Raw genomic sequence first — 26,811 nt, 5'->3', positions numbered from 1 at the left:
TGGGCTGGCGGGTCGTTCCGGCAGATCATTTCGGGTGATCGGGTTGACGGGGGCGGCGGACAGGCTCCAGCATCGCCGCTCATGGGATGGAACACATCGGCGTTGTTCGTGCGTGGGCGTTCGGTGGCCGAAGTCGTGGATGGCCTGCCCGACGCGGGCAACTGGCAGGCGACTGGGGAACGGGTGTCCGCCGATGCGGCCTCGTCGCAGTCTCCAGGCGGCCGCCTCTACCTCTCCGAGGGCGGTGGCTGGTGCCATCTCTGGGATCCCGACCAGCGGTTGGTCCTGGACGTTGACCGGCTTCTCGACCTCGGCTCCCTTGGGGCGCTCAAGGGGACACGCGCGCTGGCGCTCCTCTTCTCCAGTGTGTCGTCCACATACGGATTGTGGCTCCACGACGACAGAGCGCTGACGAGAAATGTCGTCTACCACAATGGCGAGATCGTCCAAGAGTCCGGGGACCCGCTGCCTTATGAGTCTCGGATCGAGATGCCCTCGTGGGGACCGGACGAGGACTTCCTCTGGGGTGTGTTCGAGGACGTCACCGGACAGCGCTTCGACATAGACCAGGTCTTCGAGGTGTACGTGGACGCATCCAGGGCCTGATCGTCCGTCTCGGCGCCATGGGCGTATTCGTACGATAAACGGTCAGGCGTACGGGTAAGTAGATGTAGATCGGCTTGCGGACCCTGCCGTGATCCCTGCGCTTTTCGGATGCTAAAGCGTGACAGGAGGGCAGGGAGACCCTGCCCTCCTGTCACGATTCGCTACGGAGCGCGGTCAGGACTTCTTGAGAGTGACCTTGAGGCTTTCACGCTTGCAGAGGGGAGCCTGAAGGCACTTGAGCCCGTGGCTCTTCTTCGTCAGCAAGAACGTCCGCTTTCCGGAGAGGCTGTTGTGGAAAACGTAGGATTCGTGGTGCGGCGCCTTCCGGCGTGAGCCGGCCAGCACGACCTTGCCGGATCGGTAGACGGTGATCTTGACCTGGTAGTCGATCGCACCGCCGATTTTCGTGCAGAAGGGGTTGGTCGCCGAGTGCTTGAGGGTGACCGTGTACGCCCGCGAGGATCCCTTGCCGGAGAACTTGCCCCCGGTGAACTTCATGTTCTTGGAGGTGGCGGTCTTCCTGGAGATGAGCTTTTTACCCAGGTACAGCTTGGTCTCACTGACCTTCTTGGAGGTGTGAACCTTGCTCGTCTTCCAGTTCACGCCGAACGCCATGTTCGTCTTGAAGCCGGCGTTGTCCTTGGTGGAGTAGGACCGCCCGTTGCCATTGAACTGGTAGGCGGCGCCCGCGCACGGGAAGGCGTTGACCCGACTTTCCTTGATGAAGGTGCGGTAGACGATGTACGTCGAGCTCTTCTGTGCCGTGGCTTCGGCTGTCGGCGCGGCCGGTGCTGCCAGTGTGGTCGGCGCGGATGGGGCGGAGGCGCTGACGGGTGCGGCAGCGGCGGCGGATGACATTCCGGTGGCGAGGAACGCTACGGCGAGACCAGGAACCAGCAGGCGGCGTGCGTGGAGGGATTTCATGGGATTCACAATTTCGGAATGAGGTTGGAGGGCGGTTGGAGCGGGGTTGGATAGACGCACGCCCCGCACGAAATTGCTGCCGTAGAATTCGTGTCGTATTTGCGAATCGTGCATTTCGCCGCGGCCGATGCCTCCCGATCCGCAACCGCTCACCGTCCTGGCTGCGGCTTTCTGGGCGGATGAACTGGCGGCTTGCCGCGGGCGTCGCGCTGAAATCGGCCGCCAGCCATCGCCGATCAACTCGCGATCATCCGCTGGACTCCGGAGAGGAGTGCCACGACCTCGGCACACCCCAAAGACCCATGCCGTGACACGTCTGGATGGTGTGAGCACGCCAGTTCAGGCCTGTGATCCCGTGCAGGTCACCGAAGGCCCATCCTCATCCCAGGCGCCCGAGCCGCCGCTCATAGGCCGCCCGGCCTGGCATCGGCCCGCCTGTGTTCCCCTTGCGCCCGCCCAGATCTGCGCTCCATGCCCCATCCGCCTGGTCTCCCATATCCGCCCAGTCCCCATCCGACTGGCGTCTCGTCCGACTGGCGTCTCGTCCGACTGGCGTCTCGTCCGACTGGCGTCTCGTCCGCCTGGCCTTGTCCGCCTGGCCTTGTCCGCCTGGCCTTGTCTGCTGGGCCCCGTCCGCTGGCCCTCGTCCGGCCGGCCTCGTTCGCCCAGGCTGATCCGACGGCCCTGCCCCCGTGGTCGTTGCTTGAGCCTCGAATATCCGCTGCTGACCTGGAGTCTGGGAGGGCGTCGGGCTCGTTCTGGCACCTAGGAGGATCTTGTATTTCGGACGGGCGTTCCGAATGTTGGAGTTACCTGGCCGTGATGCATTCGCCTGGCCTCGGTAGACTCTTCGCCGATACGCCTGAACCCGATCCGAGGAGCACCGAGTCGTGGCCCTTGTCGTGCAGAAGTACGGTGGCTCCTCCGTCGCTGACGCCGAGGGCGTCAAGCGGGTTGCCCAGCGAATCGTCACGACGAAGAAGGCGGGGAACGACGTCGTCGTCGTGGTTTCAGCGATGGGTGACACAACGGATGAGCTGATCGATCTGGCCGAGCAGGTCAGTCCGCTGCCCCCGGCGCGTGAGCTGGACATGCTGCTGACGGCCGGAGAGCGGATCTCGATGGCGCTGCTGGCCATGGCGATCGCCAACCTCGGCCACGAAGCGCGATCGTTCACCGGTTCACAAGCCGGCGTGATCACCGACGGTTCGCATGGGAAAGCACGGATCATCGACGTCACGCCGGGCCGGCTCCGTACCGCCCTGGACGAGGGCTCGATCTGCATCGTGGCCGGATTCCAGGGTGTCTCCCAGAACACCAAGGACATCACCACGCTCGGCCGCGGTGGTTCCGACACCACGGCGGTCGCGCTGGCCGCCGCGCTGGGCGCGGACGTCTGTGAGATCTACAGTGATGTGGACGGCGTGTTCACCGCCGATCCGCGGATCGTCCCGACCGCCCGCCGGATCCCGCGCATCTCGTACGAGGAGATGCTGGAAATGGCCGCCAGCGGGGCCAAGATCCTGCACCTGCGCTGCGTGGAGTACGCACGCCGCTACAACATCCCGATCCATGTGCGCTCCTCCTTCAGCACCAAGGAGGGCACATGGGTGGTCGACGCGAGTGACATCGAAGGACAGGACATGGAGCAGGCGATCATCTCCGGGGTCGCGCATGACCGGAGCGAAGCCAAGATCACCGTCGTCGGCGTGCCGGACAAGGTCGGCGAGGCCGCCACGATCTTCACGGTCCTCTCCGAGGCCGAGATCAACATCGACATGATCGTGCAGAACGTGTCGGCCGCCTCGACCGGGCGTACCGACATCTCGTTCACCCTGCCCGCGAGCGACGGGCAGACGGCGATGACCACGCTCAACAAGGTCAAGGAGCGGATCGGCTTCGAGTCGCTGCGCTACGACGACCGGATCGGCAAGGTCTCGCTGATCGGTGCGGGCATGCGTTCCCACCCGGGCGTCACCGCCACGTTCTTCTCCGCGATCGCCGACGCCGGGGTCAACATCGAGATGATCTCCACCTCGGAGATCCGCATCTCAGTGGTCGTCGCGCAGGACGATATCGACACCGCCGTCGCCAGTGCCCACCGCGCTTTCGACCTCGAGGCCGACCAGGTCGAGGCCGTCGTCTACGGCGGCACCGGCCGCTGATCAACGCCAGAGGCCCCGCGAACGAAGCATGATCGCCGTTCGCGGGGCCTTCTGCCGCCCATCTCGCCCGACCCGGACCTCCTGTCGTCCCGCTGCGGCTGCCGTTCCGCCGGGACTCTGGCTTTCGGCGCGGAGGCCGATCGCGCCGGCCTTCCCGGTCTGCATCTCAGGATCAGTGACGGGTGGGTGGCGGTTACGGAGTGTGGCTGGGGATCCGGGTCTTTGCGGGACAACGGGGGTGCGAACCTGGGAATCTGCTGAACCCCGGAACTGGGGAGGCGCGGGGGGCGTTGAGTCTCCGGGGACCGCCTAGCCAGTTGAGACACCGGCCGCGCGGTCCCGGCCATCGGGACCGGGGCGGCGGTGCCGGGTACGCGATAGACGAGCGCGAAGGAGAACGCCGGCAATGACCGCCACGGACTCATCCGGACGCAAGCCGACTCTCGCCGTTGTCGGCGCCACCGGTGCCGTGGGCACCGTGATGCTGGACATCCTGTCCACCCGGGCGGATGTGTACGGGGAGATCCGGCTCGTTGCGTCGGCTCGTTCGGCGGGGCGCAAGCTCACCGTCCGGGGCGAGCAGACCGAGGTGCACGCGCTGGCGCCGGAGGTCTTCGACGGGGTCGACATCGCGATGTTCGACGTGCCGGACGCTGTCTCCGCCTCGTGGGCGCCGGTCGCGGCGGCGCGGGGCGCGGTCGTCGTGGACAACTCCGGGGCGTTCCGGATGGAACCGGACGTGCCGCTGGTCGTGCCCGAGGTGAACGCGGACGCGGTCCGTGACCGCCCCCGTGGGATCATCGCCAACCCCAACTGCACGACGCTCTCGATGATCGTGGCGATCGGCGCCCTCCACAGCCAGTACGGCCTGAACGAGCTCGTCGTCGCCTCCTACCAGGCGGCATCGGGAGCAGGCCAGGAGGGCATCGACGCGCTGTACGACCAGCTCGAACGGGTCGGCGGTGATCGCGAGCTCGGCAATCGCCCGGGCGACGTGCGCAGCGCGGTGGGGGAGTTCGGGCCGTTCCCGGCGCCGCTGGCGTTGAACGTGGTCCCGTGGGCGGGATCCCTCAAGGACGGCGGCTGGAGCTCGGAGGAGCTCAAGGTCCGCAACGAATCCCGCAAGATCCTTGGGCTGCCGGACCTGCGCGTCGCGGCGACGTGCGTCCGTGTTCCGGTCGTCACGACCCACTCGCTGGCCGTGCACGCGATCTTCGATGCGCCCGTGGACCAGCGGGAGGCACAGGCGATCCTGGCGGGCTCGCCGGGCGTGGTGCTGGTCGATGATCCGGAAAGGTACGAGTTCCCCACGCCGACGGACGTCGTCGGCACCGACCCGACCTGGGTGGGACGGGTGCGCAGGTCCCTCGACGACCCGAACGCCCTCGATCTCTTCCTCTGCGGCGACAACCTGCGCAAGGGTGCGGCTCTGAACACCGCCCAGATCGCTGAGCTCGTGGCGGCCGAAGCGCAGGTGTCCTGATCGCTGCGGCGTGCCGTTATCACCTGCCACGCACGTAGAGTTGGCACTCCGCAAGTTCGCGCATCCGCGCTTTAGGGTGGCGTACGTGACCGAGACCAAGGCCGTGAAGTCGGAGCAGACCCGGGCGCTGATCGTGGAGACGGCGCTCCGGCTGTTCCGCGAGCGCGGGTACGAAGCGACGACGATGCGGGCGATCGCCAAGGAGGCGGGAGTCTCGGTCGGCAACGCCTACTACTACTTCGGCTCCAAGGAAGAGCTGATCCAGGCGTACTACGACGAGCTCCAAGATGAGCATGTCGCAGCCTGCCGTGCGGTCCTGGACGCCGAACGCGACTTCGCGCCCCGGCTCCTCGGCGTTCTCAAGGCCCGTGTCGACACGATGGTGCCCTACCACGAGTTCGCGGGGAAGTTCTTCAAGTTCGCCGCCGAGCCGACCAGCCCGCTCAACCCGTTCAGCGCCGAGTCCGGCCCGGCCCGCGCCGCCGCCGTCTCGATCTACCGCGAGGTCGTCGACGGCTCCAATCTGAAGATCGACGAAGAGTTTCAGAAGGAACTGCCGGAGCTGCTCTGGCTCTACTCGATGGGCATCGTCCTCTACTGGGTGCACGACAGTTCACCCGGCTGCCGCAAGACCTATCTGCTTGTGGAACGTACCGTCCCGCTGGTCAACAAGATGGTCTCGATGTCCCGCATCCCCGGCTTCAAGTCCGTCACCCGCGAACTGGTCAACGTCATCCGCGACGTCCGAGCCTGACCGGGCGACGTTCACGCGTCGCTCAAGGGAGAGGGCCGCCACGTCCCCACGTTCGGGGAGTGGCGGCGCCTCCCCCCAACCAGATGGCGCCTTGCCACAACCAGATCAGGACATGCCGAGATGTTTCCGGGCGAAGGTCATCTCGGCGTCCATCTGCTTGATGCGTTCTTCGACGACCAGCGATCCGTGCCCGGCGTCGTACCGGTAGACCTCGTGCGGACGCCCGAGTTCCGCCAGCCGGCCGAGGTAGTTGTCGATCTGCCGGATCGGGCAGCGCGGGTCGTTCTCGCCCGCGAGGATCAGCACCGGGGCCTTGACCTGCTCGACGTACGTCAGCGGCGACGACTCGCGGTAGCGGTCCGGCACCTCGGCCGGTGAGCCGCCGAACAGCGACCGGTCGAACGCCTGGAGCCCCTCCATCTCGTCCTCGTACGCCGCCACGTAGTCGGCGACCGGAACCGCCGACACCGCGACCGACCAGTCCCCGGGCTGGGTACCGATGCCGAGAAGCGTCAGGTAACCGCCCCACGAGCCCCCGGTGAGCACGAGCCTGCTCGGATCGGCGAGGCCCGTCTCCACCGCCCAGTCGCGTACGGCCTTGATGTCTTCGAGCTCGGTCAGCCCCACGCGGCCCTCGATGGCGTCGCGCCACTTCGAGCCGTAGCCGGTCGAGCCCCGGTAGTTGACGTGGACGACGGCGAAACCGTGGTCGACCCAGGCCGCGGCGGCCGGAGCGAAGGAGTCTTCGTCCTGCGCGGTCGGGCCGCCGTGGATGTCGAAGACCATCGGGTACGGCGCGGATCCGGTTACGGGGCGGCTGATGAGCGCGTGGATGCGTCCACCGGGGCCGTCCACCCAGGCGTCCTCCACCGGTACGGACGGCGGCGCGGTCGGGCCGGGGGGCGTGAGCACGACCGCGCCCGAGGTCGAACGGATCACCGGCGGCTCGGCTGCCGACGACCACGAGAACTCCACGGTCCCATCGGGGCGCGGGGTCGCCCCGCCGATGACTCCGCGCGGGGTCTCGATCCGCGTCAGCGACTCGTCCGCCAGGTCGTAGCGGTAGAGCTCGTCCCGCGCCTCGTACGAATGCGAGATGAGCAGCGCCGTCCCGTCGGTGTACCAGCTCGCGCCGACCTCACCCGGCAGGTCGAGGATGATCTCGTGTTCGGTGCCGGCGACCGGGTCCCAGATGAGCAGTTCGTCCTTGCCGCGCCGCTCGTGGTTGACCAGCAGCCGCGAGTCGCCTGCGACGGGCGCGAACGAGTCGCCGTAGAGACCCTTGCCCGGCCCGTCCCACAGGTCGGCGACCGTGGTGCCGTCCGGTCGTACGACGCGCAGTGCCATGTGGCGGCTGTCGCCGTGCTCGCTGTGCCCGATCACGATGAGGCTCTCGTCGCGTGACAGGGCCGCGACGTGCGCGTCTTCGGCGTGCTCGTACAACGTCTCGGGAGCCGTGTCTGGCTGGCAAAGGTGCACGGTGTTGCCGGACTCGGTGGTACGCCCAATGACAGCGAGTCCGCTGGCCCCGAGCGCCAGCCCGGAGGGATAAGACGGCTCCAGTCCCGGCACCGCAGGCAAACTGTCGCCACCGCCGAACGGCGTCCGCTGCCAAACGCCGAACTCGTCGCCGTCGGTGTCGGCGAACCACCAGATCCATTCGCCCGACGGGTCGACGCCACCCATCCACGTCCCGTTAGGACGGTCCGTAACCTGCCGCCGCTCGTCGGTCGCGCGATCCCAGGCGTAGATCTCCCACGTCCCCGTCACGTTCGACCGGTATGTGGACCGGTGCGGTGCGTTCCGCGCCCAACCAGGCAGGCTGACTCGGGCTGCCCGAAACCGGGCCTTCCAACGCTCATCGTCGACCATGCGACCAAGTATGGAGCAGCCCGCATATCGGAACGTCCACAACAGCGGGCCTGAGCCTGGGCCTGGGGTTGGGGCTCGGGTTGGGATGGCGAACGGGGCGAATCCATCTGCTGGATTCGCCCCGTTCGGTTGCTCAGTTCGTCAGCGGTTGGGTGGGACCGAGCCGTCGGAGGTCTCCCATGTCGGGTCGGGGATGCTTTCGACCGTCATGGTGCGCTGGTTCGTGTTGAGACGGCTGTGGACCGCGCGTGCGACGCGTTCGATCGTGCGGATGCCGTACGTCATGGACGGGGTGTCGCGGGTGAGCACGACGATCATGTAGTCCTCGCCCCGGCCGGAGAAGCTGCCGATGCTGTGGACACGCCAGTAGCGGCCGTGCCGCGGCAACCATCCGTTCTTCACATGCCACTTCACGCCGGACGGGCGGCCGGTCGGGGTGCCCCAGCGCTGCGACGAGACCACCCGGTTCATCAGGCTCAGCTCGTACCGCCGCGCCCGGTCGGTCAGGACCCTGTTGCGCGCGGTCAGGATGCTCAGGAACTTGATCTGGTCGCGGGCGGTGATCTGGGTCAGACCCCAGTACCCGCCCGGACCGAGCTTGGTCTGCGTCATCCCGGCCATCTTGAGGAACCGCTGCATGCGGGTCCGGCCGACGGAGCGCCACAGCGCCGATGCCGCGTCGTTGTCCGAACGCGTGATCATCTTGTGGGCGAGCGACTTCTCGGTCGAGTTCAGCAGCCGCTTCTGCTCGATGGCCCGGCGCAGGACCGCGCCGAGGATGGTGGCCTTGACCACGCTGGCCGAGTCGAAGCGGCGCGCGGAGTCCACCGTGCACACGATCTTCCGCTTGCGGTCGTAGACACCGACCGACTCGATCCCGGTGCGGCCGCGCAGGGCGGTACGTATCGCGGTGCCGAGGTTCTTGGCGAGCCGCGGGCTCTTGGTCGACCTGCAGGGATTGGCCGCTGCGGTCGCGGGCGAGCTCGTCGAAGCGGCGTTCGCGGGGATCGCGGGGATCGCGGTGAGACCGGCCGAAGAGAAGAGGACGGCCCCGGCGAGCAGCGTGGCGGACAGAGTCCGGCGGACACCTCGTGGCATTTGAGTCACGGTAGCGACGTGGTGCTTGAGAGGCAGGTGGGGCCGGGTAACGACTGCGTACCGACTGAACGACTGCGTACCGAATGAATGACCGCGGACGAGTGCTGTCAGGCTTGTGACTCTTCGGGATCCCGCTGCGTGCCGGCCAGGCGGCCGAAGACGCGGTCGATCTCCGCGCGAACGCGGCGTTCCATGGCCTTGGCGAACCCGGCCTCGACCGCGACCTCGGCGCCGGGACGGAGCCGGGCGAGCGTGTCGGTCAGGTCGGTGAGGTCCCGGTCGGCCAGCTCCGCGGTGTCCAGCGGGCCGACCACATGCTTCATGATCATTTCAACGAACATGTCCGCCAGTTCGTCGACGCTGTGCTGCAGCCGCCGGCTCGTGGCGAGCACCTCGGTCAGCGGCACCCCGGCTCGTACGAGCGCCACCGTCGCTTCGAGCTGGCGGCGGCTCCAGTGCGTGACCTGGTCGCCGTGGATCTCGATGTGCCCGAGCGCGACGGCCTGCTCGACGGACGCGGGATCGACCTCGCCCGGGAACAACTCCGCCAGTTCGGCCAGCGACATCGTGACCGGAGTCTCCCTGGACCAGGCGGCGGTGACGGTCTTCTCCAGGCCCAGGACCGCGGCGACGTCGTGGCCTTGCTCCCAGGCGGACAGCAGCTCGCGGATCCCCTCCAGGGTGTGCCCGCGTTCGAGCAGGTCGCCGATCACGCGCAGCCGGGCGAGGTGATCCTCGGAGTAGAGGCCGATCCGGCCCTCGCGGCGTGGCGGGGGGAGCAGCTTGCGCTCCTGGTAGTAGCGCAGCGTTCGTACGGGGACATCAGCGGCTTGCGCAAGCTCGCTGATCCGGTATTCCCGGGCGGCCTCCGTTGGGCGGACATCTGCGGCGGCGTCCCGCGCGGGCTCATCCCTCACGGTCGCCAGCATAGTTTCACTCTCAATGGCCAAGGGCACAGTCCGTACCACTCAAGCCCCTGACGTCACTCCCGACCCCATCGATCAGGCAGTATGCGCTACCCTCTGCCGGTTCACAGGGTGTCCTCCAACCCCGAAAGAGGCCGACATGTCCAAGGCCCGTTCCGCCATGCTCGCCGGGACCGTTCTGGTCGCCGGACTCGGGCTGGGCGCGTGCTCCGAGAAACGCTGGTGCGAGCAGGACGCCACCGACACCAAGGTGGCCAACAAATACTGCGAGGACGGCACGCCCGGGTATGAGTGGGAACCGGACAGCGACAAGAAGAAGAAAAAGAAAAAGAAGAAGTCCTGACGTTCGTGGTTTGAGGTGACCCGTTCACAAGCTCATGTGATTCGTCACATGCTCAGGTGACTCGTCGCAAGGTCATGGCCCGGCGTTTCTTGCCGCGGCGACCCCTGTTGGCACCGAACGGACCGTCCTGGACCTCCTCGGTCGCCATCAGGTCGCTGAGGTTCTGCGGGGCGATCTCTTCCGGCCGGTCTGCGAAGCGTGAGCGTGAACGTGACGTCATCTGGATCCATCTCCTCTGTGTCGATGTGTCGGCTGCAGATTCCGAGGTGCGCACTCAGGCGTTCCGGGGCGCGCGCTCAGGCAACTTCCGGGGTGCGCATTCAGACGACGGCCAGGCCGTGCGGATAACTGCGGCTCACCGTGTCCAGGGCCCAGCGCATGCGGGCGGCGTACGCCTCGGGGTGGTCGCCGGCCTCCTGTGCAACGGACGCCAGGCAAGTGCCACAGTCGGCGCCCCAGGCACAGAGGCGCTCGTCGATGGCGGCGCGCACCTGCTCGGGAGTGGGGTGGTCGGAGGCCTGCAGCCGGCTGGTGAAGAGAAGCCGGGCCAGATCACAGATGGTCAACGCGGTTGTAGATGGCGTGGTCGACATCGTGTGCCTTCTTCCTTAAGCCGGGGTCCTACGGCCCCGTTTCGCTTACTGACAACGATGACAACCCTGTGTTCCCTGCACCATCGGGGAAAACCCCCAACCATGGTGGAGCCAACCCCCCAAAGCACCCTTAGGCCCTGCCCCACCCCCTCAGGGGCCTGCTCCACCCCCTCAGGGGTTCGAGTCCTCGGCCAGGGGGTTCGCCAGCGAGTTCGCCTCCACCGTCCTCCGGAGAGCGTCACGGCACGCGCGGATGGCCGGATGGTGCCCGCCGCCGCGGCGGACCGCCGTCGTCAGGCGCCGGCGTCGCTGGTCAGAGGGCAACGACCGCAGTACGACGCCGTCCGCCGTCCGTCCCGACCAGACCAGGTCCGGCAGCAGGGCCACGGCATGTCCCTCCTCGACCAGACGCGCATGGAGGAGGAGGTCGCTGGACTCGAAGCGCACATCGGGCTCGAAGCCCGCGGTACGGCACAGCGTCGTCGCCCACTGCCGCGGCTCCGTACCCGTCGGCTCCATGACCCATGGCCGCTCCGCCAGCGTCGCCAGCGCCTCTGTGCCCTCCAGCGAGTCGGCCATAGTGCCGACCTTGGGGGTCGCTAGCCGGATCTCGTCCTCGCAGAGGCCCGCCAGCTCGATCTCCTCATATTGCGGACTCGGGTTGCCGGGGTACTCCTCGGCCATCACGAGGTCGAAGTCCCGCGCGAGCAACGCCGGTAGCGCGGTCTCCGGCTCGGTCTGCGTCACGTGGACGCGCAGCCCGGGATGTGCTTCGCGCAGGAGCGTGAGCGCGGTCGGGACCAGGGCCATGGCGGCGGTCTGGAACGTGGCGATCCGGATCACCCCGGTGAGCCCCGCCATGGAGGCGGCGAGCTCCGCCTCCGCCCGTTCGAGCTGCTCCAGAACGGCCTCGGTGTGCACGACGAGGATCTCGGCCTGCTCGGTGAGGCGGACGCGCCGGCCGACAGGTTCGAGGAGGGGAACGCCGACCTCCTTCTCCAGCACGGCGAGCTGTTGCGAGATCGAGGACGGGCTGTAGGAGAGGGCTTCGGCGACGGCGGTGAGGGTGCCCCGGTGCTTGAGCTCGCGCAGAAGCCGCAGACGGTGAAGATCAAGCATGCCCGCACCATACCTTTCGGATTTTCTGAACGTTATCGCTAAGAAAGTTTCGCTGGACTGATTGAACCAGACTGCGGCACCGTGAGCGATATGACGGCTCAGACACTCCCCCCCGCACCTGAACGGACGACGTGGTTGGCGCGACCGGCGGCGCGCTCCTGGACCAGCCCGGCCCCTTCGCCGGATGTGGCCGACTTCCACGCGGGTCTGCCCGACTACGCGCCGACGCCGCTCGTTGAGATTCCGGCTCTCGCCGAGGAACTCAAGGTCGGCCGGGTGTTCGTAAAGGACGAGTCGGCGCGCTTCGGGCTCTCCGCGTTCAAGATTCTCGGCGCGTCCTGGGCGATCCACCGAGCCCTCACCGACCACCACGGTCTCGGCCGCCTCTCGTTCGCCGACCTGCGTGAACGGATCGCAGACCTGCCGCCCGTGCGCCTCGTCGCCGCCACCGACGGCAACCACGGCCGCGCCGTCGCCCGCATGGCAAGCTTGCTGGGGTTGGCCGCCGAGGTGTTCGTTCCGGACGGCGTGCACCCGGCGGCCCGGGCCGCGATCAAGGCCGAGGGCGCGACGGTCGTCGATGTCGCCAGCCCGTACGACGACGCGGTACGGGAGGCGGCCGCCTCGGCCGACGAGCCCGCCGCCTTGCTCATCCAGGACACCGCTTGGCCGGGCTACGAGGAGGTGCCCGAGTGGGTGGTCGAGGGGTACGCGACCCTCTTCGCCGAGGTGGATGCCCAGCTGAGCGCTGCCGGTGCCGGGCCTGCCGGGCTGGTCGCCGTACCTGTCGGGGTCGGCTCCCTGGCCCAGGCCGCCGTGGCCCACTACCGGAGCAAGCCGGACGGCCCCACGCTCCTGTCCGTCGAGCCCGAGACGGCCGCCTCGGTGCTGGCCAGCCTCGCCCTCGGCCGCCTCACCAGCATCGAGACCGGCTCGACGATCATGGCCGGGCTCAACTGCGCGACCCCGTCCAGCCTCGCGTGGCCGTATCTGGTCGGAGGCCTGGACGCGTCCGTGGCGGTGACCGACGCCGCCGCCTCCCAGGCCACGCGCGACCTCGCCTCGCTCGGCGTCCCTGCGGGTCCCTGTGGTGCGGCGGCCCTCGCGGGCATACGGGCCGCCCTCACACCCGAACGCCGTTCCGAGCTGGCGCGCGGCCACGCCGGAACGATCGTCCTCCTGAGCACCGAAGGCGCCGCCGCCAACCCCGCCCTCGCCGACTGACGGGTGTACGTAGGTACACCTGCACCCGGGTGTCCAGGGCCATTCATAGCGACAACGCCCCCGGCCAAAGTTGATCACGCAAGACCCACGAACACGCTGATCAACGAGGAGCCTCCGTGTCGTACAACCCCACCCGTACCCGCCGGGCCCTACTGACCCTCACCCTGACCGGAGCGCTCACCGCCGCCCTCGTCCCAGCCCTGAACACCACCCCTGCCGCCGCATCCGACACCACACCCGCGACCGCCGCCGACGCGGGCGCCGCCGCCGACGCGATCACCACGGGCGCTGCCAACACCACCGGCGCGTCCGCCGCCGACGGCGCTGCCGCCACTGGGTCTACCGCCGCCGCGGCTTCCACAAGGGCGGCCACCACTGCCGATGCCACGGGCGGTGCCGCCGCTGGTGCAGCCACTGCCGCCAGCGCGTCCACTGCCGATAGCGCGACTGCTGGCGCTGGGGGTGCTGCGGCAGGCTCGGCTCGACGGCTTCGGGCGGCGGTGGAACGGCTTGTGGCTGACGGGCAGCCGGGGGCCATCGTTCTCAGCCGCCGTGGCCGGCATGTCACGCACGTCACTGCAGGTGTTGCGGACAAGGCGACCGGGCAGCGGATGGACGCGCGGCTGAGGTTCCGGATCGCCAGCGTCACCAAGACGTTCACCAGCACGGTCCTGCTGCAAATGGCCGCCGAACGCCGCGTCTCCCTCGACGACACAGTGGACACGTGGCTGCCCGGCTCGGTGACCCGCAACGGCCACGACGGCTCGGAGATCACCATCCGCCAGCTGCTCGGGCACACCAGCGGGTTGAAGGACTACTCGCTGGATCCCCGGATCTGGAGCGATCCGCGGCGCGAGTGGAAGCCGCAGGAACTGGTCGACATGGCGCAGGAGACCCCGCCGATCGCCAAGGGCACCTACTCCAACACCAACTACATCCTCGCCGGAATGATCATTGAGAAGGCGGCGGGTCGTTCGCTCGGCCGTGAGTTCGAGCGGCGGATCATCCGGCCACTGGGAATGCGCCACACCTCGCTGGCCGTCGACCGTTCATTCCCGGGGCCCTACGTGCACGGCTACATGGACGGGTACGGCGACGTCAGCACCGAGGTCAGCCTGTCGAGCGCGTGGGCGTCCGGCGGTGTGATCTCGACCGTGGACGATGTCGCGAAGTTCCACCGTGCGCTCTTCACCGGACGGCTGCTTCCCAGGCGTTTGCAGCGCGAGATGACGACCACGCGGCCGGTCGCGGACGGCAGCGTCATGCAGGACTACGGCCTCGGCGTTGTGAAGACCCGGTTCTCGTGCGGCATCGCGTGGGGGCACGACGGCGGCTTCCCCGGCTACCGCACCTGGACGTACACCAGCGCTGAAGGCCAGCGCCAAGCCGTGATCACCTACAACGACAGCAGCGCCGCGCTCGAAGCCGATCCGAAGTTCAAGGCCGATCTGGACAAGGCTGCGGAGACGGCGTTCTGCCGCTGACCTCGGCGACGGGCAGGCGGACGACAAAACGTGCACCTTCGGTGGCCTCGGCGGCATGCACAGTGCCGCCGAGGCCCTCGACGATTTCACGGACGATGGTCAGGCCGAGCCCAGTGCCGCCCGTCGCCCGTGCCCGCGCGGCGTCGAGCCGGACGAAGCGGTCGAAGATCCGCTCTCGGTCGGGCTCGGGGATCCCGGGCCCGTCGTCCGCGACCGTCAACGTGACCGTCCCGGCGTCCGCTGTGACCGTCGCGACGACCTGCGTACGGGCGTATCGGGCGGCGTTCTCGATGAGGTTGCGGATGACCCGGCCGAGCCGGACCTCGCTCCCCGCGACGAAGGCGGGGCCGGCGGTGGTCACTGCGAACATCGGTCCGCCATCCGTGACTGCCGTGCGTTCGGCCGCGTGTTCTTCGAGGAGATCCGCCAGGTCGGTGCGTTCACCGTCCTCGGACGGCGGCCGGGCGCCCGAGGCCAGCAGCAGGAGGTCGTCCGTCAGTTTCTGCAGGCGGACGGTGTCGGTCAGCGCGTTCGAGACCACGGCCTGCCAGTCCGCCTCGTCAGGGTGAACGAGCGTGATCTCCAGCGCGCTGCGGAGCCCGGCCAGTGGCGACCGCAGTTCGTGCGACGCGTCGGCGACGAACCGCCGTTGCTGGATCAGCGCACGTTCGAGCCGGTCGAGGGTCTCGTTGGTGGCCTGGGCGAGCCGTGCGATCTCGGTGCTGCCGGCCGGTACGGGCACCCGCTGGTCGGTGGCGCGGGCGCCGATCTCGTTCATCTTCGAACGGATCGCCTCGACGGGACGCAGCGCCCGTCCGGTGACCACCCAGGCGACCATCCCCACGAACACCACCGCCACCGGCAGCGCCCACTTGAAGAACTGGTCGACGGTGGCGACGGCCGTCTCGGTGCGCTCGGTCGGGACAGGCGAGTAGACGGTCAGTCGCTGCCCGGACGCGTCCTTCTGCCCGGTCAACGTACGGACGCGGTCAGCCGGGAGCGGGTCGGTGACTCCGACCGCGAACGTGAGTGTAGGTTTCCCCAGCGGAGTCGCTTCGACGGAGACGTCTTCGTCGCCGTCCACGGGCATCGACGAGGTGACGCTCTCCGTGAGCGCCTCTGGGAGGGAGATTGTCTGGGTGTGCCACCTCGTGTCGGGGAGCAGGCCCTCGTCCGGCGGTTGAACGTCCGCCGGCTCCGCGACCTGTTCACCGAGAGGGCCGCCCCACTGAACAAACCACTGCCCGTTTTCCAGCACCACGATGAGGACGGCATCGTGAAGCACGTCCGTGTGTTTTCCGGTCTCCGCGGTGGACGTGAATGCGAAGGCGTCGTTAGTCGCCTGCTTCAGTGCCTCGTCCGCCCACTGTTCGCGGATCACGTCGCGTAGCCACCATCCCCCGGCGCCGAAGACGAGGAGCGTCGCCAGCGCCGCCGCGAACGCGGCCCTCGCGCGTACAGAGCGGAGCCGGTTGAGCGGTCTAGGCATCGGTCGCCACCAGCCGGTATCCCGCGCCGCGCACGGTCTGGATCGAGGCACGGCCGAACGGGAGGTCGAGCTTGCGGCGCAGCGCGCGTACGTACACCTCGACGATGTTGACGTCTCCGTCGAACTGCTGATCCCAGACCTCGTCGAGAATCTCGGTCTTGGCGACCACCTCGTTCGGCCGTCGCGCGAGGCATTCGAGGACGGCGAACTGCTTGGCCGTCAACGTCACGTCCGTGGCGCCGCGACGACATCTGCGAGCCGCCGGGTCCAGCCACAGGTCGCCGACCGTGAGCGTGACCGGCCTGGTCGCACCGCCACGCCGGAGCAGCGCGCGCAGGCGCGCAATGAGCACGACGTACGAGAACGGTTTGGAGATGTAGTCGTCGGCGCCGGTGTCCAGTGCCTCGGCCTCGTCGTACTCGCCGTTCTTCGCCGTAAGCATGAGGATCGGCACAGTCGATCCGCCACGGCGAAGCTCGGCGCAGACGGCGTAGCCGTTCAGCCCCGGCAGCATGATGTCCAGGATCACCGCCGCGTACGGGTGCGTCCGGGCGAGGTCGAGACCGTGCCTGCCGTCGTGGGCGACGTCAACCGCGTAGCCGTCGGCGCGGAGGCCATGGCTCAGCGTGGCCGCGAAGCGTTCCTCGTCCTCGATCAGCAGCAGGCGCATCACGCCATTATGTCGGCGCCGCGTCGTTCGTTCCTGAAACCGGCTTCAGGTGGCTTAAGCGGGGATTCAGGAGGCTTAAGCGTGAGTTCAGGGCGTGGTCACAAATCTGTGCACCATGCTTTTTCGACGGCACGACCGCGCCGCATGGGTGGTGGCGGCGATGCTCTTCGCCGCCTATTCGGCAATGGCGGTCAACCGGCACAATACGATGCGGACGGCCGGGTTCGACCTCGGCATCTTTGAGCAGGCGGTGCGTGCGTACGCGCAGCTACAGGTGCCTGTTGCCGAGCTCAAGGGTCCTGAATTCAATGTGCTCGGTGACCATTTCCACCCCGTTCTCGTGCTGCTCGCGCCGTTCTACCGGCTGTTTCCGGGGCCTGTCACGTTGCTGGTCGCGCAGGGATTTCTGCTGGCATTGTCAGCGGTACCGGTGACACGGCTCGCCACGGGATTCCTTGGCCACCGCGCGGGGGTCTGTTTCGGCCTTGGGTACGGCCTGTCGTGGGGGATCCAGCAGGCCGCGGCGTTCGACTTCCACGAGATCGCGTTCGCGGTGCCCTTGATCGCGTACAGCATGGAGCACCTGGCGTATCGGCGCTGGTCGGCGGCTGCGTGCTGGGCCTTGCCTCTGCTCCTCGTGAAGGAGGACCAGCCGCTTCTCGTCGCGGCGGTCGGCGGATACGTCCTCTGCGCAGGCCGTCGCCGACTCGGTGCGGTGATCGTCGCCGTGGCGGTGGTCACGGGGTTCCTGACCGTCTTCGTCATCATTCCCGCGCTCAGCCCAGGGGACGTCTACCCGTACGCCAAGACGGCCGCCGGCTCGGGCGTGGCCGCGCTCTTCACCCCGATGGACGTGAAGGGATGGACGTTGCTGGCGCTCGTCGCTCCGACGTGGCTGCTGGCCCTGAGGTCTCCGTTGGTCCTCATCGGGGTTCCGTATCTCGCCGCGCGCTTCTGGACGAGCAATCCGGCGTACTGGGGAACGGAATTCCACTACAGCGCGGTGCTCATGCCCATTGTCTTCATCGCCGCCGTCGACGGCCTGCGGAGACTGCACGACTCCGAGGCGGCCGTGACCCGCACTGTACGGAAAGCGGCGCCCACGGCGATTCTCGCGTTCGCTCTCGCCATCACCATGATCGGAGGCCAGCCCCTGGTGCGGCTTTTGGATGCCGGTGACTGGCAGGGAAGAGAACGTTTCGGCCCCACGCGCGACACCCTCGAGGTCATCCCCGACGGAGCGCACGTTGCCACGTCGAATCGTCTGGCGCCTCAGCTCACCCGTCGCTGCAGGGTGTTCCGGCTGATTCTCCCGAGCCCGTCCTGGCCGCTGCCCGAGTGGGTCGCCGTCGCGTCTTCCCGTCCGTTCCCCAGCCCGTCGCCGGAGGATCACGCGACGATCACAAGGTTGCCGCGGCTGGGCTATACCGTCGTCGAACGAGGCGGCGGCGTCGTCATCTACCGGCGAGCCTCAGGGTTTGCGGGCAACTTCAGCCGGGCCTCAGGCCTGCGGGCGACTCCGGCCGAGCCTCAGGGCTTGCGGGCGATCCCAGCCCACAGGGGTACGGGCTCGGGTTCGGTCTCGAGGTCCAGCGGCGGTCGCCAGAGCGGCGGTGAGACCACACCGGGGTCGAGGAGCTCCAGACCGTCGAAGAGACCGGTGACCTGCGGCTTGGTGCGCGGCTGAGCCTTGGGGTGCGCCGTCGCGTTCCACATCTCGAAGGCCTTCTTGACGGCCGGGCCGCCGATCTCGTCGGTGCTGTGCGTCAGCGCCAGGTAACTGCCGGAGGGCACGGCGTTCAGCAGGCGCCGGAGGATCGACACGACGTCCTCAAGGTCGGCCACGAAATGCAGGACGCTCATCAGCATGATGGCGACCGGGCGGTCGAGGTCGAGCGTCTTGCCTGCCTCCCGCAGGATGCGGCTCGGCTCGCGCAGGTCCGCGTCCAGGTAGTCGCAGGAGCCCTCGGGTGTCGAGTTGAGCAATGCGCGGGCGTGGACGAGCACGATCGGGTCGTTGTCCACGTACACGATCCGGGCCTTCGGGTTGATCTCCTGCGCGACCTGGTGCAGGTTCGGCGGCGTCGGCAGCCCGGTGCCGATGTCGAGGAACTGGTCGATGCCCAGCTCGGTCGCCAAGTGCCGCGTGGTGCGGTGCATGAACTCGCGGTCACCGCGCGCGGTCCCCACCACGTGCGGGAACATCCCGGCGATCTGCTCGCCGAGCTCACGGTCGACCTCGAAGTTGTCCTTGCCGCCGAGCCAGTAGTCCCACACCCGCGCTGAGTGCGGGCGGGTCATGTCGATGCGGGAGGAGGCCGCCGAGGGGTCGCCGGTGTTCATGGGCGGGGCACCGTCCTGTCGGCTGGGGAAGAGTCACGGTCCGGGGATTTGGGGGTGATCGTACGTCTCGCGCCGGACCATCGTGGCATTAATTGACGATCTGTAACAAATATTGTCTGCTTTTTACTAAACGCGATCGCGGGGTTCCGGGGAGGCACCAGACCCCTTTGCCTGTAAGGGCTCAGAGCGTGTCGGCGGGGTGTGGAAGCGCGCCGGAGCGGAGTCGTCCGCCGGTCATGACGGTGATCGCGGACGGGTCCTGGAGGACCGTGATGTCGGCCGCCGGGTCGCCGTCGACCACGAGGAGGTCGGCGATCTTGCCGGGCTCGATCGTGCCGAGGTCGTGTTCCCTGCGCATCAGCTTGGCGCCGTTGACGGTCGCCCAGCGCAGCACGTCGATCGGCGCGATGCCGGCCTTGGTCACGTAGGTCTCGAGCTCCTTGGCGTACGAGCCGTGCGGCAGGCCCTGGGCGCCGTAGTCGTCGCCGATCACCAGGTTGACCCCGGCTTTGTCGGCGTGGGTGAGCATCTCGTACGGCCGTCCCTCACCAAGATGGACGCGCGAGGCGATCGAACCCCACCCGGGCACGACGTCGCGCATCACCTCCGTGAAGTGGATGCTCGGCGCGACCGACGTGCCCCTCTCGGCCAGCAGCTCGACGCACTCCTCGTCCATGTCGTCGCCGTGGTCGACGATGTCGATGCCCAGCCGGGCCGCCGCGAGGATGGCCCGCTTGCCGACGATGTGCCCGCGCACCAGCACCCCGCGTCCGTGGCCGGTCTCGATGGCGGCGGCGAGCTCCTCGCGGCTCATCTCCTCGAAGTCCTTGGACCGTACGACCCCGTGCCCACCGGTGACGAACAGCTTGATGACCTTCGCGCCGCGCTTGATCTCCTCGCGGATGCCCTTACGGAACTCATCGGCCCCGTCGCACATGCGCATGCCGCCCAGCGCCCGGAGGTCCCAGTGGTACGGCGTCATGTCGTTGCCGAACCCGGTCGTGCTGATCTCCCGGCTGCCCGGCAGGAAGCGCGGGCCCTCGACCAGGCCGTCACGGATGGCACGGTGGAGAGAGGCGTCGACGTCGTTGGCCGCCCCGGCGCTGACCACGCTGGTGAAGCCGCACTCCAGCGCCGTACGCAGGTTTCGCGCGGCGATCAGCGCCTGGTAGGGCGGGGCGTGGTCGAGGCCGATGGGGACGGGCGAGGGGCCGAGGTTGTCGTACGTGGAGTGGTAGTGGCAGAGGACCATCCCCGGCATGACCGTACGCCCGCCCAGGTCGACGACCTCGTCACCGGCCGCCGTGGTCACCGCCTTCGCGGCCGCCGGGCCTTGGACGACCTCGCTGAAACGACCGTTCTCGACCACGACGGTGCTGCCGGGACGAGGTGGGTTCAGCCCGTCGATCAGGTTTGCGCCGGTGAGTACCAAACGGCTCATGAGACCTGCTTTCGCAGCCGGAGACTTCCCAAGCCGGACTCCAAGGAGGCTACCGAGCAACAGAAGCAAGCGCTAGGTGGCTTGTCGGGGTCTGCGGCTGAAGGGAAGGAAGAGCGCGAGGGCAGGCGTTCCCGCGAGCAGGGCCATGCTGAACGCGGACAGGCCTACGAGCTCCGCGTTCAGCAGCGGCGCCGCCAGGACGGCACCGATGGGTGGGGTCGCCTGCATCAAGGTACGGAGCGCCGCGAACGCCCGGCCGCGTTCATGGGCGGGGACACGTTCCATGCGCAGTGTCTGTGCCCACACCGTCATCGGCGCGCTGAACAGACCGATGACCAGGAACCCGGCACCCACGCCGAACGAGGCGGGAGCGGCCAGGATCCCGAGGAAGCCCAAGGCGGCGACGATCTGCACGGTCCCGATCGCCGTCAAGAGATCGACGCGCGGACGAATCGCGCCCGCTGCCAGGGCGCCGAGGAGTTCGCCGACTGACAGCGCCGCGAAGAGCAGGCCGAGCGTCTGCGGCCCGCCTGGCAGCTGGGTCTTGGCCAGCCAAGGCCCTACGACCAGCAACATCCCTTCTGCGATGTTGAACGCCATGAACGCCACGGTCGTCGTCACCAGCACCCGATCGCGCAGCAGCGTGCGCCCCCACCTCCGTCTGACCTGAGGCGCCGCAGCTGAACGTCCCGGTCTCAGTCGCGGCCTCCGTCCCGGCCTCAGTGGTCGTCGAACGGCCAGAGCGGTCACGGCGAACACCAGATAGGTCGCTGCATCGAACGCCAGCACGCCTTCCGCCCCGATTTGCGCGACCAGCAACCCGCCCAACGCGGGCCCGACCATGCCCGTGATGCCGAAACCGAGCATCTCCAGGGCGTTGGCGGCATCGCGGTGTCCTTCGTCCACGAGCTCCGGGATCGCGGCGGGAAAACCCGCGAGCGGCACCATCTTCAGCAGCCCGTAGAACGCCGCGACGAAGAACGGCAACACGACGGGAACCGACCCGAAGACGCCGGCGACCGCCGGGACCGAGGCCACCGCGAGACCCCGGAGCAGGCTGTCCGTCGCCAGCACGTACCGCTTGTCGAACCGGTCCAGCAGCGGCCCGACCAGCAGACCGCCCGCGATGACCGGGAGCGTGAAGCACACGGTCAGCAACCCCAGTCGCTGGATACCGCCAGGCTGGGAGAGCACCAGCCAGGTCAAGGCGACGAACGTCATCCCGTCGCCGACGAGAGACACCGAGGAGCCGAGCCACAAGAGCCGGAAGTCCCGGTCAGCCAGCGCACCTCGATAACCCGTCACCGCATCACGAACAGCCATGCGGACCACCGTGGCCTGACACCCGTCCCACCGCTGGCGGTGATCGGCCGTCGTCATCGAGGTGCCTGTCCGACCGCCGCCCGACCGCCTTCCGGCCAGCGTCCGACGGCCGCCAGTGTCGCTGCCTGTGCGACGTGCCTGTCCGATGGCCGCCAGTTCGAGGTCGCCGGGCCATGTCACATTGGTGATCGTGATCGCTGACGAGGACGTGTACGCGGCGATGGAGAGCCGTGACCAGCGATTCGACGGCTGGTTCTTCGTCGCCGTCGTGACGACCGGCATCTACTGCCGTCCGAGCTGCCCGGCCGTCATGCCCAAACGGGAGAACGTCCGCATCTACCGCACCGCCGCGGCCGCGCAGGCGGGCGGCTTTCGTGCCTGCAAGAGGTGCCGCCCGGACGCCGCTCCGGGCTCACCCGAGTGGAACACCCGCTCCGATCTCGTCGCCCGCGCGATGCGCCTGATCACGGACGGGATCATCGACCGGGAAGGCGTGTCCGGCCTGGCCGACCGCCTCGGCTACAGCGAGCGGCAGCTCAGCCGACGGCTCCTTGCCGACGTCGGCGTCGGCCCGCAAGCATTGGCCCGCGCTCAGCGTGCCCAGACCGCCCGGACCCTGCTCGAGTCGACGGACCTCCCCGTAAGCGACGTCGCGTTCGCCGCCGGATTCGCCAGCATCCGCCAGTTCAACGCCACGATCAGTGATCTGTTCGCCACCACGCCGACCGCGTTGCGTGCGAGACGCACGCCCACCGCTGCTCCTGGCGCGATCACGCTTCGTCTGGACTACCGGCCGCCGTTCGACGCCGTCACGCTCCTGGCGTTCCTCGGCGGCCATACGATCGCGGGCATCGAGGAGTACGACGGCGAAACGTACCGGCGGTCACTCTCGCTGCCCAGAGGTCCCGGGATCGTCGCCCTTACACCCGCCGCCGGTCACATCCGCTGCGAACTCCGCCTGACCGACCTTCGCGACCTGACGGCGGCCGTCCAGCGCTGCCGCCGGATGCTGGACCTGGACGCCGATCAGCATGCCATCGAGAAGGCCCTCGGCGGCGACCCGTTCCTCGGCCCCCTCATAGCCAAGGCGCCCGGGCGCCGCATTCCCGGCCACCCCGATGCGGCCGAGCTGGCCGTACGAACCGTCCTCGACGAACGTCACCTCACCACGCTGATCGCCACGCACGGCCGCCCGCTCCTGGTCCCCTCCGGCACCATCACCCACACGTTCCCGGACCTCGACGCACTAGCCTCGACCGACCTGAAGCCTTCACTCATTCACAAGCTGCAAGCGTTGACCGAGGACGCCATCGACCGGAGGGACCTCGGCGAACACCTGCCCGGTATCGACAAGCTGGTGGTCTCGCTGATCCGCATGCGGGTGCTCGGCGACCCCGACATCTTCCTCTCGGGAACAGCCCCTGAGCGCTGGCGCCCGTGGCGCTCGTACGCCCAGCAATACCTCTGGCAGAAACCCGTGCATGAGAGGCCCGTGCATTGAGACGCCCGTGCACAAAGCGAGAGGTCCGTGCACAAAGCGAAGACCCCCGTCACGCGTGACGGGGGTCTCTGGATGGTGCGGCAACCAGGCGGCGGCTCGGTCGACGGCCGCCGGTCCTGGGCGGTCACCGCTTGCGGACCTTGGCGGCCCGGCGGTCGGCCTTGGCCTCGGCGCGCAGCCGGCGTACGCGGTCGGCGGCGATGGCCTTGGTGACCTCGTAGTGCATCATCGCGATCTCCTTGGTTCCGTCCGGCCGACCCGTTCGGCCCGACATCTAGAGATTCGCGCTAAGGCCCCACCTCACACATCGGGACGACGCCCTATCTAGGTGCCTTAGAACGCCTTAGCCAGGGCCAAGCCGGCCTAAGGCTCCTAAGCCGGTCTAAGCCGTCTTAGGCACAGCAAGACTTGGGGCTCGAAATGAGTACTTTCGCTCAAGTTTGAGCGGTGGCGACCGTGCGACCCTCGCCTGCATGATCAGTCAGGACGTGCGTGAGCGGACGGCATCGTCGAGGCGGCACTGGTTGCTCCTGGCAGCGACGGCGCCTGGACTTGGTGTGCTGGCCAGTGCTGCTGCGGGGAACGGGGTGGTGCCCCGTGTGATCGCCACTCGGGAGGTGGGCACGTCGTGGAACGGTGATGCCTACCTGGCCGCCGGGTTGCCGGTGGTTGCGGTCATCGCCGGGCTCATGTTGATCCGTTGGTGGCCGTGGTTGCTGTTGGTCGGCTCGGTGTTGACGGCGCCCGCCGCGGCGACGCCGTATCTGGACGTGCTGCAGTCCCGTCCGTCGGTGGCGCACCTTGGGCTGGCCGGTGCGGCTTTGGTGCTCGTGGCCGTTCTGGCTGCGGCCCAAGAGCTCATGGACACCGGCGCGCCGAATGCCGGTGGCGCGCCGGATACCGGTGGCGCGCGGGGTGCCGGTGGCCCGCTGGGTGCCGGTGCCGCGTTGGCCGGCTGCGCGGTCGGAGCGGGGCTGGTCGGCGCGACCTTCGTCGGCGCCGGCTGGCTCAGTCGCCCATGGCGGCCTGACAGCCTGCAACTGGTCCTCACCGCGGCAGCCGTGGCCGGGGGGATCGTCGCTGTGGCGCGACTGCGCGGTGAGCCCGGACGGCGGATAGGCATCCGGGTCACGCTGGCGGGGGCCCTGGCGACCCTGGTCGCCTTTCTGCCCTCGGTGGTGACACTCGACCGGGTGGCGAAGCTTCTGGAGGTCTCCGGCGGCTCTCTGGCGCGCCGTTCGTACGTCATGGTCGGAATCCTCGGCCTCGTCACCCTGATCGTTGCGGCCCTCGCTGCGGCGTTGGCGGGGGTGTGGGCCGGAGTCGCCGCACTCACAGCGGCGATAGTGCAGGCGGGTGTGGCGGCGCCGATGCTCCTGGGGTTGTCGGGGGTGGCGTCGCATCGGACCTTCGCGGTGGCGGCGGCTCTGGCGGGATTGGCCATCGGTATCGCCACCGGGATGACACGTTGGCGGTCAGTCTTTGCCATCGCCGGAACGGTGGTCAGCGGCCTCGGCTTCCTTGTGCTCCTAGCGGCGACTGGCGGCGTCCCCGAAAAGGTGGTCACGCAGGCACGCTGGATCCCGGCGGGCCTGCTGTTGGCGCTGCTGGTGGCCACGGTGACCTGCACGGTGGCCGCCGCAGCACCGTTCGCGACGCGGTCCGGCGCACTTCCGGCCGTCCTCGGCCCGATCGTCGGCGGCCTGGCAGTCGGTGGCCGCGAAGCGCTCACGCTGACCCAGCTCGACGATGGCCAACCCGAGCCGAGTTACCTCAACGCTGCACACCACCTGGGTTCGTCGTCCGCACTGTTGTTCGTGGTGGCCCTGCTCGTCGCGTTCCTGGCCGCCGCGCGATTCCTTATCGCCCAGCGGAACGCGGCCACACACAGCGCACCAGCGCCGAACTAGCGCACCACGAACATCAGAGCCGGTTCGCGCCGGGGTCAGCCTCTCTTCCTGCGTTCTTCCAGTACTGGGAGGCGTAACGGGATGCCCAACATGCGGTCTATCGTTCACTACTTTGGGTATTGATACGACAACAGAACGTATAGGAGGTGTCGTGGTCGAGGGTGACTGGGATGGAGACTCGCTGAACGCTGTGACCGGTGAGCGCTGGTCCCGCCGTTTCAAGATTTCAGTGCGCATCCTCCTGGTGCCGGTCACGGCCTGGATGGCGTGGTCACTGCACGAGTACCTGTCCCACGGCGGGCTGAAGCTGAACTACGACGACCCCCACTACTTCTCCTCACTCACGTTCGCCACCATCATCTTCCTGACGCTGCTGGCCCTGGAGATCCTGAAGCCCTTGGATCGCACGGACAGCCGCAGCGTCCGCATGCGGCTCGGCTTTGTGAGCGCGTTCACCTCGCTGCTGTGTCTGGCGGGCATCGCCTTCGCCTGGACGATGGTCTACGGCAAAGCGTCCGAACAGAGCGCGGTAGGCAGCATCGTGACGAACGACCAGGCCACCCAGCGCTACCTCACTGAGCACCTGCCGCAGCATGGCGCCGGATACACCAAGGTGCCGACCGGGGTCTTCATCCAGTCGGTGGAGTTCAAAGGCGCCAGCAACGTCACGCTCTCCGGGTATGTCTGGCAGCGGATTCCCCGTGAGGCGCGTGTCAAGCCGGGGGTGATCTTCCCTGAGGCCGGCGACGCCTATGCCGCCACAGAGAAGCTCGTCTACCAGCACGATGAGGGCGACCACAGGCTCATGGGGTGGTATTTCTACGCCGAGTTCCGGCAGCTGTTCGACTATGGCAGCTACCCGCTCGACAAGCAGAATGTCTGGCTGCGGATGTGGGGCGTGGACTTCCAGCAGCGGGTCGTCCTCACCCCCGACTTCGCGGGATACCCGCCGTGGAAGATCCGCAACATGACGGCGATGGACGCGAAGATGGTCTACGGCGAGTGGAACCCGGACTTCACCGCCTACAGCTATCTCAGCAATCCGTACACGACCAACTTCGGCTTCGCCAGACCGGCGGGCATCAGTAACAGCAATACGCCGGAGCTGTATTTCAACCTCGGGCTCAAGCGCGACCCGCAAGGACCGCTCTACGGTTCGCTCATCCGCTGGTCGTTCATCGCCCTGGTCGTGTTCTTCGCGATGTTCCTGATCACCATCGATGAGGAGCGCCGGGAGCTCGTCGGCTTCAGCACCTTCCAGGTGATGAGCTTCGCGGTCGGCATGCTGCTGGTGATCGTGTTCGACCAGAACGCGATCCGTGAGGCGACGGAGGCAAAGGGCACGGTGTATCTGGAGTACTTCTCCTACGCGCTGTACCTCATGATCCTTTTTGTGTCGCTGAACGCGATGATGGTGACCGCCAATATCCGGATCCGTGCTCTCACCTGGGGCGCCAACCTGCTGCCGAAACTGGTCTACTGGCCGGGGTACCTGGGTTTGGTCCTGGCCGCCACCCTGCTCGTATTCTTCTGAGCCGCAGAC

Annotated in this window: 22 protein-coding genes and 1 pseudogene; 11 read left to right on the top strand and 12 right to left on the bottom strand. The window is 68.0% G+C overall.

Annotated elements, in window-relative coordinates; genetic code table 11:
* Positions 1-81: 81 nt before the first annotated feature.
* The gene (locus ACH34W_RS52050) at positions 82-606 is read left to right on the top strand and encodes a hypothetical protein (protein WP_395968723.1); all 525 of its coding nucleotides are present in this window, start codon (positions 82-84) and stop codon (positions 604-606) included.
* A 174-nt stretch (positions 607-780) separates the two neighbouring features.
* Here ACH34W_RS52050 and ACH34W_RS52045 read toward each other — a convergent pair whose 3' ends face one another.
* Positions 781-1,770, bottom strand: a complete 990-nt coding sequence (locus ACH34W_RS52045; RefSeq protein WP_395968722.1) for a hypothetical protein — start codon at positions 1,768-1,770, stop codon at positions 781-783.
* Between the two features lie 650 nt (positions 1,771-2,420).
* Between ACH34W_RS52045 and ACH34W_RS52040 the strand changes: the two genes are divergently transcribed.
* The 3 genes from ACH34W_RS52040 (at position 2,421) to ACH34W_RS52030 (ending at position 5,932) form a co-directional block, all read left to right on the top strand.
* Positions 2,421-3,695, top strand: a complete 1,275-nt coding sequence (locus ACH34W_RS52040) for an aspartate kinase (RefSeq protein ID WP_395968721.1) — start codon at positions 2,421-2,423, stop codon at positions 3,693-3,695.
* A 406-nt stretch (positions 3,696-4,101) separates the two neighbouring features.
* Entirely contained in the window at positions 4,102-5,178 is a 1,077-nt protein-coding gene (locus tag ACH34W_RS52035; RefSeq protein ID WP_395968720.1) for an aspartate-semialdehyde dehydrogenase, read from the top strand.
* 85 nt (positions 5,179-5,263) lie between these two features.
* Positions 5,264-5,932 carry a TetR/AcrR family transcriptional regulator gene (locus ACH34W_RS52030; protein ID WP_395968719.1) on the top strand — a complete coding sequence of 223 codons (669 nt, stop codon included), beginning with the start codon at positions 5,264-5,266 and terminating at the stop codon, positions 5,930-5,932.
* Between the two features lie 105 nt (positions 5,933-6,037).
* Here ACH34W_RS52030 and ACH34W_RS52025 read toward each other — a convergent pair whose 3' ends face one another.
* The 3 genes from ACH34W_RS52025 to ACH34W_RS52015 all read right to left on the bottom strand — a co-directional run bounded on the left by ACH34W_RS52025 (position 6,038) and on the right by ACH34W_RS52015 (position 9,819).
* Positions 6,038-7,804: a prolyl oligopeptidase family serine peptidase gene (locus ACH34W_RS52025; RefSeq protein ID WP_395968718.1), complete on the bottom strand. Its 1,767-nt coding sequence runs from the start codon at positions 7,802-7,804 to the stop codon at positions 6,038-6,040.
* A gap of 141 nt (positions 7,805-7,945) precedes the next feature.
* Positions 7,946-8,902 (bottom strand): serine hydrolase, encoded by a 957-nt coding sequence (locus ACH34W_RS52020; RefSeq protein WP_395968717.1) that lies wholly within the window; start codon positions 8,900-8,902, stop codon positions 7,946-7,948.
* Between the two features lie 107 nt (positions 8,903-9,009).
* The gene (locus ACH34W_RS52015) at positions 9,010-9,819 is read right to left on the bottom strand and encodes a MerR family transcriptional regulator (protein ID WP_395968716.1); all 810 of its coding nucleotides are present in this window, start codon (positions 9,817-9,819) and stop codon (positions 9,010-9,012) included.
* A gap of 148 nt (positions 9,820-9,967) precedes the next feature.
* Between ACH34W_RS52015 and ACH34W_RS52010 the strand changes: the two genes are divergently transcribed.
* On the top strand, positions 9,968-10,171 hold the full coding sequence (locus tag ACH34W_RS52010; RefSeq protein WP_151569289.1) for a hypothetical protein: 204 nt from the start codon (positions 9,968-9,970) through the stop codon (positions 10,169-10,171).
* Positions 10,172-10,223: 52 nt separating this feature from the next.
* Here the strand turns inward: ACH34W_RS52010 and ACH34W_RS52005 are convergent, their stop codons facing one another.
* The 3 genes from ACH34W_RS52005 to ACH34W_RS51995 all read right to left on the bottom strand — a co-directional run bounded on the left by ACH34W_RS52005 (position 10,224) and on the right by ACH34W_RS51995 (position 11,883).
* Positions 10,224-10,391: a hypothetical protein gene (locus tag ACH34W_RS52005; RefSeq protein WP_395968715.1), complete on the bottom strand. Its 168-nt coding sequence runs from the start codon at positions 10,389-10,391 to the stop codon at positions 10,224-10,226.
* A gap of 100 nt (positions 10,392-10,491) precedes the next feature.
* Entirely contained in the window at positions 10,492-10,764 is a 273-nt protein-coding gene (locus ACH34W_RS52000) for a hypothetical protein (protein WP_395968714.1), read from the bottom strand.
* A 171-nt stretch (positions 10,765-10,935) separates the two neighbouring features.
* Positions 10,936-11,883 (bottom strand): LysR substrate-binding domain-containing protein, encoded by a 948-nt coding sequence (locus tag ACH34W_RS51995; RefSeq protein WP_395968712.1) that lies wholly within the window; start codon positions 11,881-11,883, stop codon positions 10,936-10,938.
* 90 nt (positions 11,884-11,973) lie between these two features.
* Here ACH34W_RS51995 and ACH34W_RS51990 point away from each other — a divergent pair, with 90 nt between their 5' ends.
* Both ACH34W_RS51990 and ACH34W_RS51985 read left to right on the top strand, forming a co-directional pair.
* On the top strand, positions 11,974-13,107 hold the full coding sequence (locus ACH34W_RS51990) for a diaminopropionate ammonia-lyase (RefSeq protein WP_395968711.1): 1,134 nt from the start codon (positions 11,974-11,976) through the stop codon (positions 13,105-13,107).
* A gap of 116 nt (positions 13,108-13,223) precedes the next feature.
* Entirely contained in the window at positions 13,224-14,591 is a 1,368-nt protein-coding gene (locus tag ACH34W_RS51985; protein ID WP_395968710.1) for a serine hydrolase domain-containing protein, read from the top strand.
* Here ACH34W_RS51985 and ACH34W_RS51980 read toward each other — a convergent pair.
* Together ACH34W_RS51980 and ACH34W_RS51975 are read right to left on the bottom strand one after the other, a co-directional pair.
* Positions 14,545-16,080 carry a sensor histidine kinase gene (locus tag ACH34W_RS51980; protein ID WP_395968709.1) on the bottom strand — a complete coding sequence of 512 codons (1,536 nt, stop codon included), beginning with the start codon at positions 16,078-16,080 and terminating at the stop codon, positions 14,545-14,547. The two genes, ACH34W_RS51985 and ACH34W_RS51980, sit on opposite strands and share 47 nt — an antisense overlap.
* The gene (locus ACH34W_RS51975; RefSeq protein WP_395968708.1) at positions 16,073-16,750 is read right to left on the bottom strand and encodes a response regulator transcription factor; all 678 of its coding nucleotides are present in this window, start codon (positions 16,748-16,750) and stop codon (positions 16,073-16,075) included. The genes ACH34W_RS51980 and ACH34W_RS51975 overlap by 8 nt, the downstream gene beginning before the upstream one ends.
* Positions 16,751-16,865: 115 nt before the next feature.
* Here ACH34W_RS51975 and ACH34W_RS51970 point away from each other — a divergent pair.
* Positions 16,866-18,194: pseudogene (locus tag ACH34W_RS51970) on the top strand (DUF2079 domain-containing protein); the annotation flags it as partial.
* 86 nt (positions 18,195-18,280) lie between these two features.
* Here the strand turns inward: ACH34W_RS51970 and ACH34W_RS51965 are convergent.
* The 3 genes from ACH34W_RS51965 to ACH34W_RS51955 form a co-directional block, all read right to left on the bottom strand.
* Positions 18,281-19,093 carry an SAM-dependent methyltransferase gene (locus ACH34W_RS51965; RefSeq protein ID WP_395968707.1) on the bottom strand — a complete coding sequence of 271 codons (813 nt, stop codon included), beginning with the start codon at positions 19,091-19,093 and terminating at the stop codon, positions 18,281-18,283.
* A gap of 181 nt (positions 19,094-19,274) precedes the next feature.
* On the bottom strand, positions 19,275-20,534 hold the full coding sequence (locus tag ACH34W_RS51960; protein WP_395968706.1) for an amidohydrolase family protein: 1,260 nt from the start codon (positions 20,532-20,534) through the stop codon (positions 19,275-19,277).
* A gap of 72 nt (positions 20,535-20,606) precedes the next feature.
* Positions 20,607-21,857 carry an MFS transporter gene (locus ACH34W_RS51955; protein ID WP_395968705.1) on the bottom strand — a complete coding sequence of 417 codons (1,251 nt, stop codon included), beginning with the start codon at positions 21,855-21,857 and terminating at the stop codon, positions 20,607-20,609.
* Between the two features lie 190 nt (positions 21,858-22,047).
* On the opposite strand from ACH34W_RS51955, the gene ACH34W_RS51950 reads away from it, so the two are divergent.
* The 3 genes from ACH34W_RS51950 to ACH34W_RS51940 all read left to right on the top strand — a co-directional run bounded on the left by ACH34W_RS51950 (position 22,048) and on the right by ACH34W_RS51940 (position 26,802).
* The gene (locus tag ACH34W_RS51950; protein WP_395968704.1) at positions 22,048-23,358 is read left to right on the top strand and encodes a DNA-3-methyladenine glycosylase 2 family protein; all 1,311 of its coding nucleotides are present in this window, start codon (positions 22,048-22,050) and stop codon (positions 23,356-23,358) included.
* A gap of 599 nt (positions 23,359-23,957) precedes the next feature.
* Positions 23,958-25,268 carry a hypothetical protein gene (locus ACH34W_RS51945; RefSeq protein ID WP_395968703.1) on the top strand — a complete coding sequence of 437 codons (1,311 nt, stop codon included), beginning with the start codon at positions 23,958-23,960 and terminating at the stop codon, positions 25,266-25,268.
* 151 nt (positions 25,269-25,419) lie between these two features.
* Positions 25,420-26,802 carry a hypothetical protein gene (locus ACH34W_RS51940; protein WP_395968702.1) on the top strand — a complete coding sequence of 461 codons (1,383 nt, stop codon included), beginning with the start codon at positions 25,420-25,422 and terminating at the stop codon, positions 26,800-26,802.
* Positions 26,803-26,811: the final 9 nt, after the last annotated feature.

The sequence above is a fragment of the Actinomadura sp. 6N118 genome (assembly GCF_044326415.1).
Classification (GTDB): domain Bacteria; phylum Actinomycetota; class Actinomycetes; order Streptosporangiales; family Streptosporangiaceae; genus Spirillospora.
This window is presented reverse-complemented; position numbering and strand designations above follow the sequence as displayed.

Coding starts and splice junctions, on each gene's coding strand:
- ACH34W_RS51980 (WP_395968709.1), bottom strand. CDS start 16,080: ATGCCTAGACCGCTCAACCGGCTCCGCTCTGTACGCGCGAGGGCCGCG.
- ACH34W_RS52050 (WP_395968723.1), top strand. CDS start 82: ATGGGATGGAACACATCGGCGTTGTTCGTGCGTGGGCGTTCGGTGGCC.
- ACH34W_RS51965 (WP_395968707.1), bottom strand. CDS start 19,093: ATGAACACCGGCGACCCCTCGGCGGCCTCCTCCCGCATCGACATGACC.
- ACH34W_RS51960 (WP_395968706.1), bottom strand. CDS start 20,534: ATGAGCCGTTTGGTACTCACCGGCGCAAACCTGATCGACGGGCTGAAC.
- ACH34W_RS52020 (WP_395968717.1), bottom strand. CDS start 8,902: ATGCCACGAGGTGTCCGCCGGACTCTGTCCGCCACGCTGCTCGCCGGG.
- ACH34W_RS52035 (WP_395968720.1), top strand. CDS start 4,102: ATGACCGCCACGGACTCATCCGGACGCAAGCCGACTCTCGCCGTTGTC.
- ACH34W_RS52025 (WP_395968718.1), bottom strand. CDS start 7,804: ATGGTCGACGATGAGCGTTGGAAGGCCCGGTTTCGGGCAGCCCGAGTC.
- ACH34W_RS51955 (WP_395968705.1), bottom strand. CDS start 21,857: ATGGCTGTTCGTGATGCGGTGACGGGTTATCGAGGTGCGCTGGCTGAC.
- ACH34W_RS51975 (WP_395968708.1), bottom strand. CDS start 16,750: ATGCGCCTGCTGCTGATCGAGGACGAGGAACGCTTCGCGGCCACGCTG.
- ACH34W_RS52010 (WP_151569289.1), top strand. CDS start 9,968: ATGTCCAAGGCCCGTTCCGCCATGCTCGCCGGGACCGTTCTGGTCGCC.
- ACH34W_RS52000 (WP_395968714.1), bottom strand. CDS start 10,764: ATGTCGACCACGCCATCTACAACCGCGTTGACCATCTGTGATCTGGCC.
- ACH34W_RS51990 (WP_395968711.1), top strand. CDS start 11,974: ATGACGGCTCAGACACTCCCCCCCGCACCTGAACGGACGACGTGGTTG.
- ACH34W_RS52005 (WP_395968715.1), bottom strand. CDS start 10,391: ATGACGTCACGTTCACGCTCACGCTTCGCAGACCGGCCGGAAGAGATC.
- ACH34W_RS51995 (WP_395968712.1), bottom strand. CDS start 11,883: ATGCTTGATCTTCACCGTCTGCGGCTTCTGCGCGAGCTCAAGCACCGG.